The sequence below is a fragment of the Neobacillus sp. S1115 genome, assembly GCF_055385565.1.
In genome coordinates this window covers 2,262,423-2,277,950 of sequence record NZ_AP038275.1, presented here as the reverse complement: position 1 = coordinate 2,277,950, position 15,528 = coordinate 2,262,423, and the positions used below count along the sequence as shown (strand labels likewise).

Here is a 15,528-nt window from a genome sequence, read left to right as displayed (position 1 = left end):
CCTCCATTCGATGTTAGTTCCCTAACGCCATTCCCTACTTATATATGTAATTTACACCTATTATACAACAGACCACCTTTATATGTAAATTACATATATAAAATATTCCTGAAGTACAGGGACGGTTCTTGTGTCTCATTTTCTGACACACGAGAACCGTCCCCGTGTTGCACCCCTGTTTCAAAAAGGAACCTGCGTCTAAGACTCAAGTTCCCTCTACGATCTTATTTGCAGCTTTTCTCGCTCTCAAAAATCGGACTAGGTTTAAAACAATTACTTTTGAAACAGCGTAGGTTGGGACTGCCAAGACCATTCCGAGTACGCCTGCCAGGTTGCCAGCAGCCAATAAAATAATGATGATCGTTGCCGGGTGTGTATCCAAAGATTTACCTAAGATCATCGGTGACAGGAAGTTCCCTTCTATTTGCTGAGCGACAAGGATCACGACAATAACTAATAAAGCTTTCGTTGGTGACTCAAACAAAGCAACAAGTACAGCAGGGGCACCGCCAATGATTGGGCCTACATAAGGAATAATGTTGGTAAAGGCAACAATGATCGCCAAAATTAACGCATAGGGCAAATCAATGATTAAATAACCGATAAAAGACAAGGTTCCGACTGCCAGGGCAACCATAACCTGCCCCTGGATGTAGGCAGATAATGTCTCCCCTGTTTCTTTTAAAATCTTTAGGCCTTCATCTCTGTAACCTGCCGGAATAAAATTTGAAACGGCTTTTGGAAAATTATGACCATCCTTAAACATATAAAATAATAGAAATGGTACTGTGACAAGAATAATAGCCAGATTGGTGACCATACCAAACAAACCAAGTAGAGCGTTCGTCAGTGTTTTTGGCAATGTATTTGCATATTCCATTAACCGTTGCTGGATCGTGTCAATAATTTCACTTTGGGTATCCCGAAAGCTTTTAAACTCTGAAGACTTAACCATATTTTTCAAAAACTCAGTAGTCTCATGAGCAAAGACCGGCAGATTATTGGCAAGGTCCGTCGCCTGTTTAGAAACAATCGGAACCAAGCTGCTAATCGCCAACACAAGGAGGCCAATAAACCCGACATAAATGATAAGGATCGAGGCGATTCTTGGCAGCTTTTTACGTTCGAGAAAATTCACTAATGGATTTAAAAGGAAATAAAGAAATCCAGTAATCAGAATGGGAAAGAAAACCGTTGAGAAAAAGACTCCTATCGGCTTAAACATAAAGGTAATTTTTGTTGAAACGAAAATAATCGATAAAATAAGCAAAATTTGAATGAGCCAGAATTGTAATTTTGATTTTGACACGGTTTGTACCCCTTGCCTCTATATTTGGGTTAAAGTATATCAAAGTATTGGAATAATATACAGTATATTCATAGGGATTTTAATCGTTTTTTCTATGTTCTTTTTAAAAATTATTGCGGATATAGGATCGCCGAATCTACTTATCGCAGTAACTGCTCATAAAATTACAGATATGAAACCCTCCTTAATGAGCATTGGCCGGCTTCCTGCTGCAACTGGGGCGCATAGTGACTCAATTTTTTAATAAAATAGCAGGTCTCAGGAAAATGATGGATTAAAAATCGTAACGTTTCCTTATTTAATAGCATGTTTCCTTTATATTTCATGGTCATAGCATAGATAAACCTGCTCATTTCGAGTGTGGTTTTCCCGACTTCTACAGCAAAATCTGTTTGTCTTGCAAACCCCGGCTCCTTGAACCGCAAATATCCTTTTAAATGATGATTCTGAACAATGAAAGCTTGATATTTACCGATATAGAGATCAGTTTGTTTGGAAACCATAATCTCAATTGGGTCAATTAAATTTTTAAATAATACAGCATGCCCGAGCTGATCCTCAAGCCACAAATCCATTAATTGGACGAGACTGAGAGGAACTGGATCTGAACCTTTCACGAAATAAGTTAAGATTCTTAAATATTCCTGGTTTTCATTTAATGTACCGTTAAGGTAGGTCGGGGACAAATTCAAGTTGACTGCATTCTCAATTCTAAGAGCCTGAAGAGCTCCCTCAAATTCGAAATACCCTTCCGCAATCGGCCAGACTCTTCTTGAAAACTCCATTGCTGAAGGATCATTATGGACAACATTGGGTGATACGAGGTCTAATTGTTTCAACAAATCATCAAACAACTGTATATACTGTTCAGCCGTTTGCACGTATTCAACTTCACTCACAGATAAATGATCTCGGACAAAATAAGCATGGTCGCGAAGTACTTCTAACCAAAATACATGTTCTTCCCATAATGAAATCATATCTCCCGCCCCTTTCTTAGTTGCCCCTCACAGTAAATGTTATTGTTGGGCCGATAAGAAATGAACCATAGGGCTTATAAAAATTCATTATTCCATCACATAAACAACCATGAAAAGGTAAAAATAGAAATATCAATAGAATATTTTCTTGAAAAAAGCAGATAAAACACTGATGATTTTCATGACCATTTTACCATGGCTAAGCATTTCGTTATTGGGGAGGAAAACACTTAAAAGATTTCTGCCAGGCGGCATTTTTATGAGCTTATATCTGATTGCAGAAGGAAGATTTGCGGAAAAGAAAAAATGGTGGTGGTTTCCTTATTCAGTCAAACCCAATGTTTTTGCAGAATTACCGTTAATATTGGGACCTTTCTTAGTTGGCTCCCTATGGATTTTAAAATTCACCTATGGAAAGTTCAATCTTTACCTTTTGGTGAATATCATTATTGACTCCATTTTTACTTTCATTGGGTTGAATTGGTTAAAGAAAATAGGATATGTCTCTTTAGTAAGACTAAATAAATTCCAACTATCCCTCGTATTTCTAATAAAATCATTCGTACTGTATGGATTTCAAGTTGTCTATGAAAAATGCTTCCCTCAAAATGAAACATAGGGACGGTTCTTGTGCCTCAAACGCAAGAACCGTCCCAAGTTTGAGTCCGGCCACACTGTTCCCTTTAAATCCGCCGATTCAAACTCTGAGCGGGCTACCCTTTCACTTTACCAAATAGTAAGGTCGCCAGCCAATTCCCTAATAAAGCATAATAATCGATTGAACCGCTCCTTCACTGAACCCCCTGTAATCAGTCAAAACAAACATATTTTCACCTTACACATAAAAAGGCCTGACTCATATTTTGAGCCAAGCCCGGACTTCATTCTTATTTTTCAAAAATGGCATTGGATAATAGACGGAACAAGTAATCTGTATGATCACGGAATCCAGCTTCTAATCCGATTAGAGTTACGTCTTTATCCTGCTCCTTCACAATTATAGCCTGACCCTTGGCATCTGCTTTTTTATTAATCCAATGACCAGCCATAAAGAAATCATCATTACTTCCTAAACTAGCAATTACTTCATCATTGCCTGTACCAGTATACCAAACCGGGCGGTAAACAAAACCAAGATCATCCTGGTCATAACCGGCAGCTACCCCAGTTCCCGAATAATTTACCTTTACGATTCCGTTACTGTTAGATCCGGCGGTGTTAATTGTATCATCAGTAAGGCCCAGTGTTTTTGTTGCGTTCGATGCCCCTGCACCAACCGCAATATATTTTCCGCCATTACCTAAGAAATCATTAACATTGTTTTTAAAAGAATCAAATTGGCTAGCAGCTTGGAAGCCAAATTCTTTATTGGCAGCTGATAATCTATCTGGCAGGGAGATTAGACTTTCTGTTCCGCTATAGACAAATACATCAAATCCGCTTAAACCATTTTCAGCCACCTCAACTGGTGTCACTTCCGTTACGGCAAAGCCAAGTCGTTTAAGGGCCAGCTTCGTACCGCTATGGGACTGCTGTTTCCCCATGCCGCCATCCTTCAAGATAGCCACTTTTAAGCTCGATAATTTAGCTGCATTAGCTGGTACCTTTTCAGTGCTTCCCACTTGGAGGCCAGATGCCTTGACCGCAGAAGCAATTTGATTAGCTGCTGCCTCCACATAAAAGTCACCTTTATCATCACGCTTCACAGATACCCCTTGCTGAAGTAGTGCATTTACTAGATTAACAGCTTTTACTGAACTATTCGGTATAACAAAAGGCCCTTTTCCGGTAACCGCCCCTTGTTCTGTAACCTGGTTAACTTTTGTTGTAACTACATTCACATCATTTTGCGTTGAAATAGCTTCAAAGCCCCAAAGCCCCGGTAAGCTCCATGCTGAAATATCGTACATAGCTGGTGTATCATTTGAGATGTCCTCCCCATCCCATAGCATCGTGTTGGCTAATCCAGCCTTGGCTTGATCCATTTTTACAATATAGGTACCTTTTGGATAGTTTTTTCCATCAACAATGAAACCTTTTGCCGCTTGAACCACTTCAATATCGTTTTTCAGCAAATGATTAATGGCTTTATCCGTTACAGTTGGATCCTGTTCATTGACAGGCAGGATATAAGCTTTTGGGAAGAAGCCGTCCTTATGGAACGGATGGTCAAAGTTGATTCCGCGTTTAAACATTTCAATTTGATCGGTAATCATTGCCTGCTTATTCTCTGTAGCAAATTTCAGTGCGCCCATAATGGCATCATACTGCCAGCGAACACCATCCCAATCGTTGGTCGGTGCTTCTAATGTGTGACCATAGGCACCATGGTACATCGCATACATCGGAGTAAAAATTGGCGAATAGTCATCCCAGCCCGCGGAGTCATCGCGCTGCGGAACATAAACACCCTCCATGCTCTTATACAAATTACCTGTAAAACTAGCTTGATCGGCCATGATATTGGCTTCCATTGCTTCAGCCTGCTGATACGCCCATTTATTATAAAGATCATACTCATAGTTCGGATTATGCGGTGGTGTACAAGGTTCGATTAAGCCTTGATGGTTTGGAGCATAATTTTTTACATAACCATGTGTGTCAAGGAATACCATCGGATTCCATTCTTTAATCAACTCAACCGTTTCCTGCGTTTCCGGCTGTGATTGCGTGATAAAATCACGGTTTAAATCAATTCCTTCACCGTTAAAACGGGTAGCATTGACACGGCCATCAGGATTTTGGACAACATTAAAAATTAGTATATTGTTAGCTAAAATATCTTTTGTCTCTTGATCATCCTGTGTCGCAAAGCGTTCAATTAACTGAAGAACTGCATCGCTTCCTACAAACTCTGTTCCATGTATTGAACCATTGATCATAATCGGAACTTTAAAATCTGGGTTGGCGGCAATCCAGTCTTGAGCTTTGCTTGGATTTTTAAACATTTGTTTCCTTAAAGATTGTATTTTACCAAATTTTCCTTGTGTGGTTGGGTCTGCAATGGTGACAACATAAAGAGGATTCCCGTCTGCTGATGTTCCACGGACTTCAACCTTCACACGGTTGGATTGTTTCTCAATATCTTTTAGCCTCGTGCCAATTTGCGAGAACTTAACAAAATGATAGTTCTCACTATTAAACTTGCTCCCATCTTGTTCTTCGTATGTATTAACGTTTGTCCACTTTTGACCTTCCGCATAACCAGCTGAAAATGGCACAGTGGAAACTAGACTAATAATCAACAAGCTTGCTGCAGCTTTTTTCTTTTTGTTCTTTTTCATTGATTCACCCCCTAATTTTGTATATTTACTATCCTTATTGTATTTTTATTCTATTATCAACAAATGAAAATAACATCCTACTATTTTCCTTAATTGTAAGTTAATGGAATAGTATTTAGTATCTATTATTATTAAACAGGCGTTTCCGCTGCTTAGCACCATTAATGTTTGGGCAAGGAGGGGATAATTCCATAATTAACCACCTAGAAAAAAAGGAGCCTGAGCCTGAGTCTAAGACTCAAGCTCATCTACTATATTATTCGCCACTTTTTTCTCGCTCTAAGCGCCAATACAACTTATTTATTCAAAGGTTAGTAGAGAACATAATTCAAAAGCTTACGAAAGCCAGAGAACGGAGGATTACCCAAATTTTTATTCCGGATCTTTTTAGAAATCTGCTTTTCATTCTTATTTTCATAAGCCATTCTGCATAAAACTTGTTGACTATTGATTTCAACTTCATTTTCTGCTTTTTTTACATAATAATATTCCCCAGTGGAATCCTGCTCACGTGCCTTGCTATTATCCTCCAACATAAGTGTCAGCCATCCCTTAATTCGTTGTTTTAAATGACTTTTAAGGATTGGGAAAAGGATTTCAACACGATTTTCCATGTTTCTTGTCATTAAATCTGCAGATGATAAAAATAATTTCGCTTCTCCATTATGGTGAAAATAGTAAATCCTCGAGTGCTCTAAAAACACACCGACAATACTTCTGACGGTTATATTTTCGCTGACACCTTTAATTCCTGGACGAAGGCAGCAAATTCCCCTCACAATTAAATCAATCTCAACACCTGCAATAGAGGCTTCATATAATTTCAAAATGATTTTCTTGTCAGTTAATGAATTCATCTTGGCGATGATGTGACCATTTCCATTTTCCTTATGGTGAACGATTTCCTGATCAATTAACTCAATGACAGAATCCCTTATACCAAATGGAGATACCGATAAATGATGATATTCTGGAATTTCCATATGGCCGCTTAAGTAATTAAAAAAGTTGGTCGCATCGATGCCAATTTCTTCATTTGTGGTAATTAATCCTATGTCTGTATAGAGCTTTGCTGTGGCGTCATTGTAATTTCCAGTGCCTAAATGGACAAAACGTTCTATTTTCCCTTGTTTTCGCCGTACAACAAGCGTGATTTTACTATGGGTTTTTAAGTGTGTCATTCCGTATATCACATGGCAGCCAGCTTGCTCTAATTCTTTCGCCCATTGTACATTGTTTTCTTCATCAAAACGCGCTTTTAATTCAACTAGAACCGTTACTTGTTTTCCATTTTCCGCTGCTCTCTGCAGACTTTTAATGATAGGAGAATTTCCGCTTACCCGATAAAGCGTTTGCTTAATGGCCAATACATCTGGGTCATCGGCAGCCTGAGAAATAAATTGAACCACCGGTTCAAATGATTCATAAGGGTGATGAAGCAAAATATCTTCCTTAAGAGCTTTAGTAAAAATGTCTTCTTCTCTATCTAAATCTTGAGGGGGCTGAGGAATATAGGATGGTTGTTCTAGGTTCTCATGAGTGGTTCGAACAACTTTACAAAATGAGAAGAGAAACGTTAAATCAAGAGGCGCCTGAACATAATAGACATCCTTATCGTGGATTTCCAACTCCTCAATTAAATAGGAAACCACTTGTTCGTCATGGCATTGAAGCTGGACTTCTAATCTAACACTTGCCCCCCATTTGCGCTTCTTGAGCTCCTCTTCGATTTCGTGTAATAAATCGACGGCTTCGTCCTCATGAATATCTAAATCTGCATTTCTTGTAATACGGAATGGAGTTACAGAATGGATAAGCTGACCTCTAAATAATTTTTGAATAAAATGGGAAATCACCTGTTCTAATAACACAAAGTGTCTTTGGCAATCATTTGAAGGTAGCTCAATGAAGCGGTCAATCACTGCTGGAACTTGTACAATCGCCAGCTTACCATTAAAAGGAAATGGGGTTCCTTTTTCTTCCGTTTCCTCTAGGACGATGGCCAGGTTCAATGATTTATTTAATAACATTGGAAAAGGACGATAAGCATCAATTGCCATTGGAGTTAAAACTGGGAAAAGTTGTTCATCAAAATATGTCTCTAAGTAAGCTAAATATCTGGAATTTACTTCTGAGACAGGGATTATTCTGACCCCAACCTTGTCCAATTTAGGGGATAATTCATTTAAATACGTATAATCTTGCTTCTCAACCAGATTGCGCGTGATTGTAGAAATGGCAGCAAGTTGCTCTTTTGGTGTTAATCCTGCTTTATTTTCGGGTCGATTAAATCCGGCCTTCACCTGGTCTAATAAACCTGCTACCCTAACCATGAAAAACTCATCTAGGTTTGAGCTGAAAATCGCCAAAAACTTATATCGCTCTAATAAAGGATTTCGTTTATCCATTGCTTCCTCTAAGACTCTCTGATTAAAAGACAGCCAACTTAACTCCCTATTATTATAATAGGATGGGTTATCTATATTTATGATCGTGCTGTCTTTACTTGATGTGTCCACGAATGTTACATCTCCTTTATTAACATTACAAATTTATAACTTTAACAAAATTTAATATATCATTAAAATGTTAAACTATTGTAAATTCAATATTAATTTGATGTAAAGACATGGTTCTTGGCAACAGTAGTGACCGCATTAATATAGTTATACACGGTCACCTAGTTTAATACACAAATATTACTTTATCAATTGATATTCTGGAACGAGTGTGATTTTCAATAGTTTTTCAATATGTTTTTTATGCTTATCCAACTGGTGTGATTCAGGAGCAAAATTTTCGCGACATTTTATGTTCATGACCCAACAATTTTCATATGGACTAATCTTTATCGCATGAACAATGCCACGCTCTGTCGTATTTAAACACCTAGATAATTTTAGAATAACTCCCAGCAAGCATAGTTTTTTTCGTTCTTCTTTGGAATACCAATTCTTAAAAGGTTCTATATATTGCCGAAAAGTTCCCCTTCCCTTATAAGATGAAATCAGGGCTAATTTCACACGATCCTGTTGGGAGAGTCCGGCAATTTGTCTATTTGCCAACAAGTAAAATGTAACTGGGCTAGATTCTTCATTGGCATATTTCCCTAAGTGGAAGATATTAGCACCTGTTTTTATCAGGTGGAGATCGTGATCCGATAACCCCATTTCATCTCCCTTTACTTCCTTTATTTGTTCAAAAAGCATAACCGCTATTTCGGTTAATTGTTTAGCCTTATTTAAATCAATATCATATTCCTCCATCAGTTCACGGATTTCAGAATCAATCAGGGATGTAGCATCCTCTTCTGCTTTCCTCCACTTACTGTATAGCAGGCCTTCACGTAACCCTTTACTACTTAAAACGAACTTTGTCGCCCCTGATATGTCACATAAAATCTCAAATGTCTCAAAGGCCGTCAAAATGGTATCGGCCCGTTCCTTCGAAAGACCTTCTACATTTTGTAGTCCAGCAAAAGATAAAGGTTTAATCCTTTCTTTTATTTCAGTAATATCCGATACGTTCATCTCATATTGATGAATTCCCGCAATCGGATATCGTGTTAAGCTTTGATGAAGCTGGGCAGTGTTCCGAGCACTTCCTCCCATCGCAATGATCGGGACCTGTTTATTCAGAATCCATGGAAGGCTTTTAAACTGATCTCTTATATACTGACGAATCTCCATCAACTCTTGGTCAGCAGGGACATCCCCCTGAACAAACTGTAGCTTTAATGACAAAGCGCCAAACGGAAGACTAGCATAATGAACGAGTTTATGGTTGGAGAAATAGGTAATTTCAGTACTCCCTCCTCCCAAATCGACAGTGATACCTTCTTTTATATTGATTGAATGAGCAACAGCTGAATAACCGTAATAGGCTTCTTCATAGTCGTCCAATACATTGATTGATAACCCTGTCTTTTCCTGAATCATTTGTACGATATTTTCCTTATTCTTAGCTTGTCTTATGGTTGCAGTTGCCACACATATGATTTCTTTTACACCATAAAGGTTGATGATCATTTTAAAGCTTTTAAGGGTTTCAATGATTAAAAAAACACCTTCTTCTTTTAAGGATTGTTGATGATCCAGATATGCCCGCAGACGTGCTGTCTTTTTAATGTTTTCAACTTCTTTAAATTGTCTGCCCTTTTCTAGTTTTTCATAAATGACAAGCCTAATGGTATTAGAACCTATGTCAATAACCGCCACTTTTTCTTTCAAAACTACGATCACCCTTTTTAGAATTTAGCATTGTTTATTTAATCGTATAATTTGATTTCCTTGACTTCAAGGCCGTAATGTAAAATTTTCGTTAAAATCAATTTAGCGGAAAATTTTTTTCAGTTAGTGTTTGTGCTTCTATTAAAAGAGACAGGAACACTGGATTCCTGTCTCAAATATCAATCATTCAACCCAATCATTGTTATTGTAAAAATTATCCACGCTTTTAAAGTCTTCGCCATGCAAAATAGGTAAGTTAATATATAAAAGAGTATAAATAATCGTGGTTAAATAAATTGATAAAAAAATATTTTCCACTCCAAACACCTCATTAGTCTTTAAGAATTATAGATCAAAACTATTTGTTGGATGAAATTTTAATTCCGATTTATGTACTAATTCGATTTTATAATAATCAGCAGAATCAACTTCTTTTATTTCGCAAAAACCCGAAGTGTACTCATAAAGGAGAATATATTTTTTATTATTATAAAGAACGTTTTGATTTAACATTAATACAAATTCCCCCTTAATCAATCATTGTTACTCATTTTATTTTATAAGCGTTTTATTAAATACTGATTAATTTAATGTAAAGTTTTATTAAGTATTTTCCACAGCATCCTACTATTTTCCTGAATACAGGAAAGGAAATGGAAGTCTTTAGTTACATTTCTGTTGAGCCTTCAGGATTGAACAACAGTCAAAAAAAGCTTGGTTTAGGAGCTACTAAACCAAGACTTTTATGAGTTTATTCATTTTATTGCGCAATAGCCAATGGCACTAATAGTTTAATGCGCTCTTCCGCTTTATATTCAAATGGTTTCGAAAGTGTTTTTACAAAGTTAACAGTTCCCTGAAGATCTTCTGGGCCAACTTCTAAATCTGTTGCAAGATCTTTAATACCATATTTGACATTACCATACATATAGTTGTTAACAACTACTGTATATTCTTTATTTCTGTCAATCCTTGACCCATCTGGCAAGAGGATGTCTACTACTTTACCTGTATTTCCATCCCACGTGTACTTAAAACCAGCAACATGGAAATCTAATCTGTATGTTTGTGTCCCATCAACCTCAGTAGAAGGTGTAATTTGGTTATTTAGAACAGTTTCCAAATCTGAACCGCTAAGCTTTACTTTATTTAACACATTGCCGAAAGGCTGTATAGAGAAAAGGTCTCCAAACGTTACTTTCCCAGCATCGAGATTTGCACGGACACCGCCTCCATTCATTAAGGCAAAGTCCGCATTCATTTCAGCCTTCATCCCATCCGCAATCAAGTTCCCAAGTGCAAGATCACCTTTGCGCTCTTTACAAAAATTTTACATAGGATTTATAGGGTTTTATTCATTTTTGACAAATTCTATACATAAGAAATGTGCGAGGGGGAATTCATTCATGAAACACAAAAGAACCTATTTTATAATCAATGATTTAGTATTTGAAGTTGAGAAACCAGAAATTATGGTGAAATATATTAAAAAAACACAGATTAAAATTGAAAATGAGGAATATAAAGAATTACGAAAAGAATTCAATGAAGATGTTTATCATATTGTAAAGACACCTGATGGGTGGGTAATTTCAGAAAAAGAGTAACATAAGTTAATTTTCCCCATATAAAAAAACCTAGATAACTCATCATTATCTAGGTACCCTTTCTTGGAGAATATCTCGTTTCAAAGAATTTTTAAGCAGTTTAATTTCTCCATTTGGTTTAGGAAATTCACTAATATTTTCATATTTTTCTTCCCTATTTGGATTGGTTGAATCTTCAATCACATATTCCTTAAACGAGCAGCTAAATAGTTTACGCGCGATTCTTCCTTTTTCACCAATTAGGTTGAACCAGCTTTGCGCAACATAAAAAGGGTTCGTTAATATTCTATCAATAATAAAAGAAATGCTGTCCTGTTCTTCCTCTGATGTAAATTTTATTTTTGAAGAAAGGGCTAAGATAAAATAGTTTTTGGACTTATCTACTTCCAGTAATTGAAGATGGTACCTCTCACGCTGCTTTTCATTAAAGCCCTTTAGTACCGTTTCGATACTTTTATCAATATCTATTTCAAATTTACCCGCATCTCTCCAGCACGATATTCGTGGATCAAATAAAGACAGTGTTAGTATATAATATGCTGCATAGTTTTTGTGATCAAATACTTCATTGCGTTTTTTTTCATCTTCCGGTACAACAATAAATTTTTTATAGTCTGCAAAAAAATGATCCATCATATCATACACCTTCTTTCAAACCTTAATAGAATGATTAAAAACAGTTTTTCTCCTTATCTTTCAACATATCTTTTATATTTCTTTTTAAAAACTTAAATTCCTGCTTATTATTACATAAATCCACATTAATCATGGTTTTTACTAAAAAAGTCCTATCACCTGATCAAAAAATGTCGTAAGAAGGAGTAAACAAAATAATCCCGATAGCATTTGCCATCGGGATCCTCTACCTACTTATTAAATTACTTTTTCCTCCAAGCTCAATTCGTCTTCCCTGTTACGGGAAAATAATTTGGCAAGGGCTTCTGGCAAGGCAATCATCGCCGGCAAAAAGACCGGAAGCAGGATAAAGCATAGGACGACTAGACCTGTGATGACGGCTATTGCCAATTCACCCAACAGGATAATTCCGGATGGCATTAGTGTAGCAAAGGTGCCACCGAGTATAATGACTGCCGATATAATGACTCCACCTGTATGTCTGGAAGCCAAAACGATTGCCTCTTTTGGCGACAGATGTTGATATTCCTTATAACGCATCATTAAGAATATGCTATAGTCCACTCCCAAGGCTACAATGATGATGAAAGAGAAGAATGGAACAAAGGAAGAAATACCGGCATATCCCAGCCAATCTATGAAAATATAGTTAATGATAAACATTGCAGTATAATAGGCTCCTAAAAGGGACGCAGTGATGAAAACTGGTGTCCAGAACGAACGTATGACTAAGAACAAGACAAGTAATACTCCGATAATGACGATCGTGGTTGCTTTATTCAAGTCACGGCTCAAGATATCGTTCATATCATTCGTTGTGGCGCTTGGTCCTGACACACCCGACTTGGCATGTGAAAGATTTGTGCCTTTTAGTCCATTTGAAACAGCTTTATTGATCTTATTGATTGTGTTTAAAGCATCTTTAGAATAAGGATCATTCTCTAACACAATCGTCATCTTCGTAATTTTTCGATCATTGGACATGAACACGTCTAATGATTTTTTAAAGTTTTCATCCGTCAATGCTTCCTTCGGGATAAAGAAGGTTTTACTTGTATTAAACTGTGTTAAGAAACCATTCGTCTTTCCTAAACCGTCAGAAATCTGCTGTAAACCACCGTTTACTTCTGATAGCTTTTGTCCAAACGTACTGAATCCATTGAGACCTGCTACAAGCTGCTGCTGACCTGTCTTCATCTGGCCAAGTCCATTGGCGACACTATTCATATTAGTTACGATTGTACCTATTCCCGACGAAGCTTTCCCTAGGCCATCTTCCAGCTTTTTCAAACCATCCGCCATCTGGGATAAGCCGCTGCTCATGCTGGCAAGATTATTATTTGCTGTAGCGAAACCAGCCGTTACTGCATTATAATTTTCATTTAATGTGTTGATTCCTTCAGGTGTAATTTGACTTAAAGACGATGATACCTGATCAATTGTTTGCTTTAGTGCTAGGTAATTGGTGTCATTACTCGAATTTGAATAACTGCTGCCTAAAGCATCCACCATGGTCTGCATTTGCGTGAGTGCGCTTTTTACACCAAGCAGTGCCTGTGCTGCACCTTGGTAGTGGGTTCCCATCTCAGCGTAGCCAGCCTGCATTTTCCCATAATTATCTGCTAACACCGCTACTCCATTGCTCATCTTTGACAAATTCGTTTGGATGGCAGCAATGCCGCTCATAATCGTTTGGGAGTTGCTTGATCCACCATCTATTCCGGATTGGATTTGCTTTAATCCATTTGTTAGGGCGGTCATACCTTCTTGAAGCTTGGCTGTACCATCCACCATTTGGTTAACCTGTGAAAAGTCCGCAGATCCCAATTTTTCTTGAGCAAGCTTCAAGCCATCATTTATTTGATCCACACCATCTTGAGTTTTTGAAATACCATCCGTTACAGACCCCATTTGACTGTCGACGTAAAAACCAGCAATTGGCTCTCCTTGAGGTTGTGTTGCTGAAGAAACCTGCTTAACCCCATTAATACTCTTGAGTCTCTCGGTCAAGTCATCAATGACGGCAAGTGACTCATTATTATCTAGTGTTTTATTATTTTCAATGACAACAGTAGCTGGCATTGCCTGGCCTTTGCCAAAATGTTCCGCCACAATATTAAATCCTTTGGAAGAAGGATATTTATTACCAAGTTCTCCAATGGTATCAAAGTTGAGCTTTTCCTGATGTAAATACACCATTGGCCCTATGATCAAAAGTAATACAACGACTGTTATAATAGGATGCTTTGTTCCAAAGGAGGATGTTTTCCCCCAGAACTTGTTTTCCTTATGGCCCAATACATTCTTTGAAGGCCAGAAGAGCTTCTTGCCTAAAACTTTCATAATGAATGGTGTTAAGGTCAAAATTTCAAGCAATAGTATGGTTACACCTATCACGACAACCACACCGGATTTATAAATTGGTGATTCGGCAAAAACGAGAGCAAGAAACGCGATAAATACCGTTAGAATACTATACGCAATCGTTTTACCCGCCGTTTTATAGGTGATTACGATGGAATCATTAATCGAGTTACCATGGGATAGTTCCTCCCTAAATCGATTGAAAAGAAGGATGTTGTAATCTGTACCGATACCAAAAAGAATGAGTATAAGAAGCATTTGGGTCAGACTTGTTATCGGAAACCCTGCTTTATCAATTAATTGAGCGGCGATTCCCATCGAACATAAATAGGAAAAGGCTACTGCTATTAAGGAAATAAAAGGTGTAACTACTGACCTGAATGCAAGGATAAGGACAACTAAAATAAAAATAACGGTCAATGCAGCACTCTTCTCGACTCCTGCTTGTGATGCCTTCAAATAATCATTATTGATAAAATCTTCACCGCTAAGATAATATTCAACAGGTACTTTACTAAGCTTGCTGTCTAGTTGTTTTTTGATATCATCAATTTCTCTTGCTTTCTTATCGAGCTTGAAACTCACCATCAGTGTGGTACCATCTTTAGAAATTAAAGAGCTTTTTGCTTCAGGTATACTGAAAGGATCAATCATGTTTGCAATACCCAGCTCTGAGCTGTCATCGCTTATGGCCTTTACAGCATCACCAATTTTTTTCATGTCATCATTAGAAATTTTATGTTTATCGTAAAAAACGATAATGTTGTTCGTACCTTTAGTGGTCTCCATCTTTTTCAGGATCTGGTCTGCGATGGCTGAAGGACTGTCATTACTCGTTCCTTGCTGTCCTTTTTGTCGCAATATGGCATTGATATCCGGTTGAATGGCCGTAAGCAATATGGTCGCAATTAACCAAATGGCAAATATTGCCCAACGTCTTTTTATGATTGTTTTCACCTTGCAGCTCCCTCCCATGTTGTTTTTTAATGCTTAAGTTCCCTGTTGGTTTCTCTCGGAAAGTATAAAACATCAAAAAATCCTTTTTCACAATAGTCACTATAGCAAGGTGGAAAGATGGGTTCAAAGAGCAAAAAGGAACGAGCGTGTTAAAATAATACA

The 15,528-nt window shown here is 37.4% G+C and carries 10 protein-coding genes and 1 pseudogene; 2 read left to right on the top strand and 9 right to left on the bottom strand.

Going from position 1 to position 15,528, the window contains the following annotated elements:
- Positions 1 to 205 precede the first annotated feature (205 nt).
- Together ACZ5B7_RS11135 and ACZ5B7_RS11130 are read right to left on the bottom strand one after the other, a co-directional pair.
- Positions 206 to 1,309: an AI-2E family transporter gene (locus tag ACZ5B7_RS11135; RefSeq protein ID WP_423801879.1), complete on the bottom strand. Its 1,104-nt coding sequence runs from the start codon at positions 1,307 to 1,309 to the stop codon at positions 206 to 208.
- A gap of 164 nt (positions 1,310 to 1,473) precedes the next feature.
- The gene (locus ACZ5B7_RS11130; protein WP_464493767.1) at positions 1,474 to 2,289 is read right to left on the bottom strand and encodes a DUF2935 domain-containing protein; all 816 of its coding nucleotides are present in this window, start codon (positions 2,287 to 2,289) and stop codon (positions 1,474 to 1,476) included.
- A 259-nt stretch (positions 2,290 to 2,548) separates the two neighbouring features.
- Between ACZ5B7_RS11130 and ACZ5B7_RS11125 the strand changes: the two genes are divergently transcribed.
- Positions 2,549 to 2,908: a hypothetical protein gene (locus ACZ5B7_RS11125; RefSeq protein ID WP_464493766.1), complete on the top strand. Its 360-nt coding sequence runs from the start codon at positions 2,549 to 2,551 to the stop codon at positions 2,906 to 2,908.
- Between the two features lie 268 nt (positions 2,909 to 3,176).
- Here the strand turns inward: ACZ5B7_RS11125 and ACZ5B7_RS11120 are convergent, their stop codons facing one another.
- From ACZ5B7_RS11120 to ACZ5B7_RS11100, 5 genes and pseudogenes are all read right to left on the bottom strand, one after another.
- Complete coding sequence (locus ACZ5B7_RS11120; protein ID WP_464493765.1) at positions 3,177 to 5,573, bottom strand: M14 family zinc carboxypeptidase; 2,397 nt, start codon at positions 5,571 to 5,573, stop codon at positions 3,177 to 3,179.
- A 311-nt stretch (positions 5,574 to 5,884) separates the two neighbouring features.
- Positions 5,885 to 8,092, bottom strand: a complete 2,208-nt coding sequence (locus tag ACZ5B7_RS11115) for an RNA degradosome polyphosphate kinase (protein WP_464493764.1) — start codon at positions 8,090 to 8,092, stop codon at positions 5,885 to 5,887.
- A 180-nt stretch (positions 8,093 to 8,272) separates the two neighbouring features.
- A complete protein-coding gene (locus ACZ5B7_RS11110; protein ID WP_464493763.1) occupies positions 8,273 to 9,802 on the bottom strand; it encodes a Ppx/GppA phosphatase family protein in 1,530 nt (509 codons plus the stop codon).
- Between the two features lie 345 nt (positions 9,803 to 10,147).
- Positions 10,148 to 10,315 carry a hypothetical protein gene (locus ACZ5B7_RS11105; RefSeq protein ID WP_464493762.1) on the bottom strand — a complete coding sequence of 56 codons (168 nt, stop codon included), beginning with the start codon at positions 10,313 to 10,315 and terminating at the stop codon, positions 10,148 to 10,150.
- A 247-nt stretch (positions 10,316 to 10,562) separates the two neighbouring features.
- Positions 10,563 to 11,108 (bottom strand): annotated as a pseudogene (locus ACZ5B7_RS11100) (5'-nucleotidase C-terminal domain-containing protein); the annotation flags it as partial.
- A 100-nt stretch (positions 11,109 to 11,208) separates the two neighbouring features.
- Here ACZ5B7_RS11100 and ACZ5B7_RS11095 point away from each other — a divergent pair.
- Positions 11,209 to 11,409, top strand: a complete 201-nt coding sequence (locus ACZ5B7_RS11095) for a hypothetical protein (protein ID WP_464493761.1) — start codon at positions 11,209 to 11,211, stop codon at positions 11,407 to 11,409.
- Positions 11,410 to 11,454: 45 nt separating this feature from the next.
- Here the strand turns inward: ACZ5B7_RS11095 and ACZ5B7_RS11090 are convergent, their stop codons facing one another.
- Together ACZ5B7_RS11090 and ACZ5B7_RS11085 are read right to left on the bottom strand one after the other, a co-directional pair.
- Positions 11,455 to 12,045, bottom strand: coding sequence for a hypothetical protein (locus ACZ5B7_RS11090; RefSeq protein WP_464493760.1), 591 nt, complete (start codon positions 12,043 to 12,045; stop codon positions 11,455 to 11,457).
- A 237-nt stretch (positions 12,046 to 12,282) separates the two neighbouring features.
- Positions 12,283 to 15,366, bottom strand: coding sequence for an MMPL family transporter (locus tag ACZ5B7_RS11085; protein WP_464493759.1), 3,084 nt, complete (start codon positions 15,364 to 15,366; stop codon positions 12,283 to 12,285).
- Between the last annotated feature and the right edge of the window lie 162 nt (positions 15,367 to 15,528).

Excerpts from the sequence above, each read along its gene's own strand:
- ACZ5B7_RS11130 (WP_464493767.1), bottom strand. The coding sequence starts at position 2,289 with ATGATTTCATTATGGGAAGAACATGTATTTTGGTTAGAAGTACTTCGC.
- ACZ5B7_RS11125 (WP_464493766.1), top strand. The coding sequence starts at position 2,549 with ATGAGCTTATATCTGATTGCAGAAGGAAGATTTGCGGAAAAGAAAAAA.
- ACZ5B7_RS11120 (WP_464493765.1), bottom strand. The coding sequence starts at position 5,573 with ATGAAAAAGAACAAAAAGAAAAAAGCTGCAGCAAGCTTGTTGATTATT.
- ACZ5B7_RS11105 (WP_464493762.1), bottom strand. The coding sequence starts at position 10,315 with ATGTTAAATCAAAACGTTCTTTATAATAATAAAAAATATATTCTCCTT.
- ACZ5B7_RS11095 (WP_464493761.1), top strand. The coding sequence starts at position 11,209 with ATGAAACACAAAAGAACCTATTTTATAATCAATGATTTAGTATTTGAA.
- ACZ5B7_RS11090 (WP_464493760.1), bottom strand. The coding sequence starts at position 12,045 with ATGATGGATCATTTTTTTGCAGACTATAAAAAATTTATTGTTGTACCG.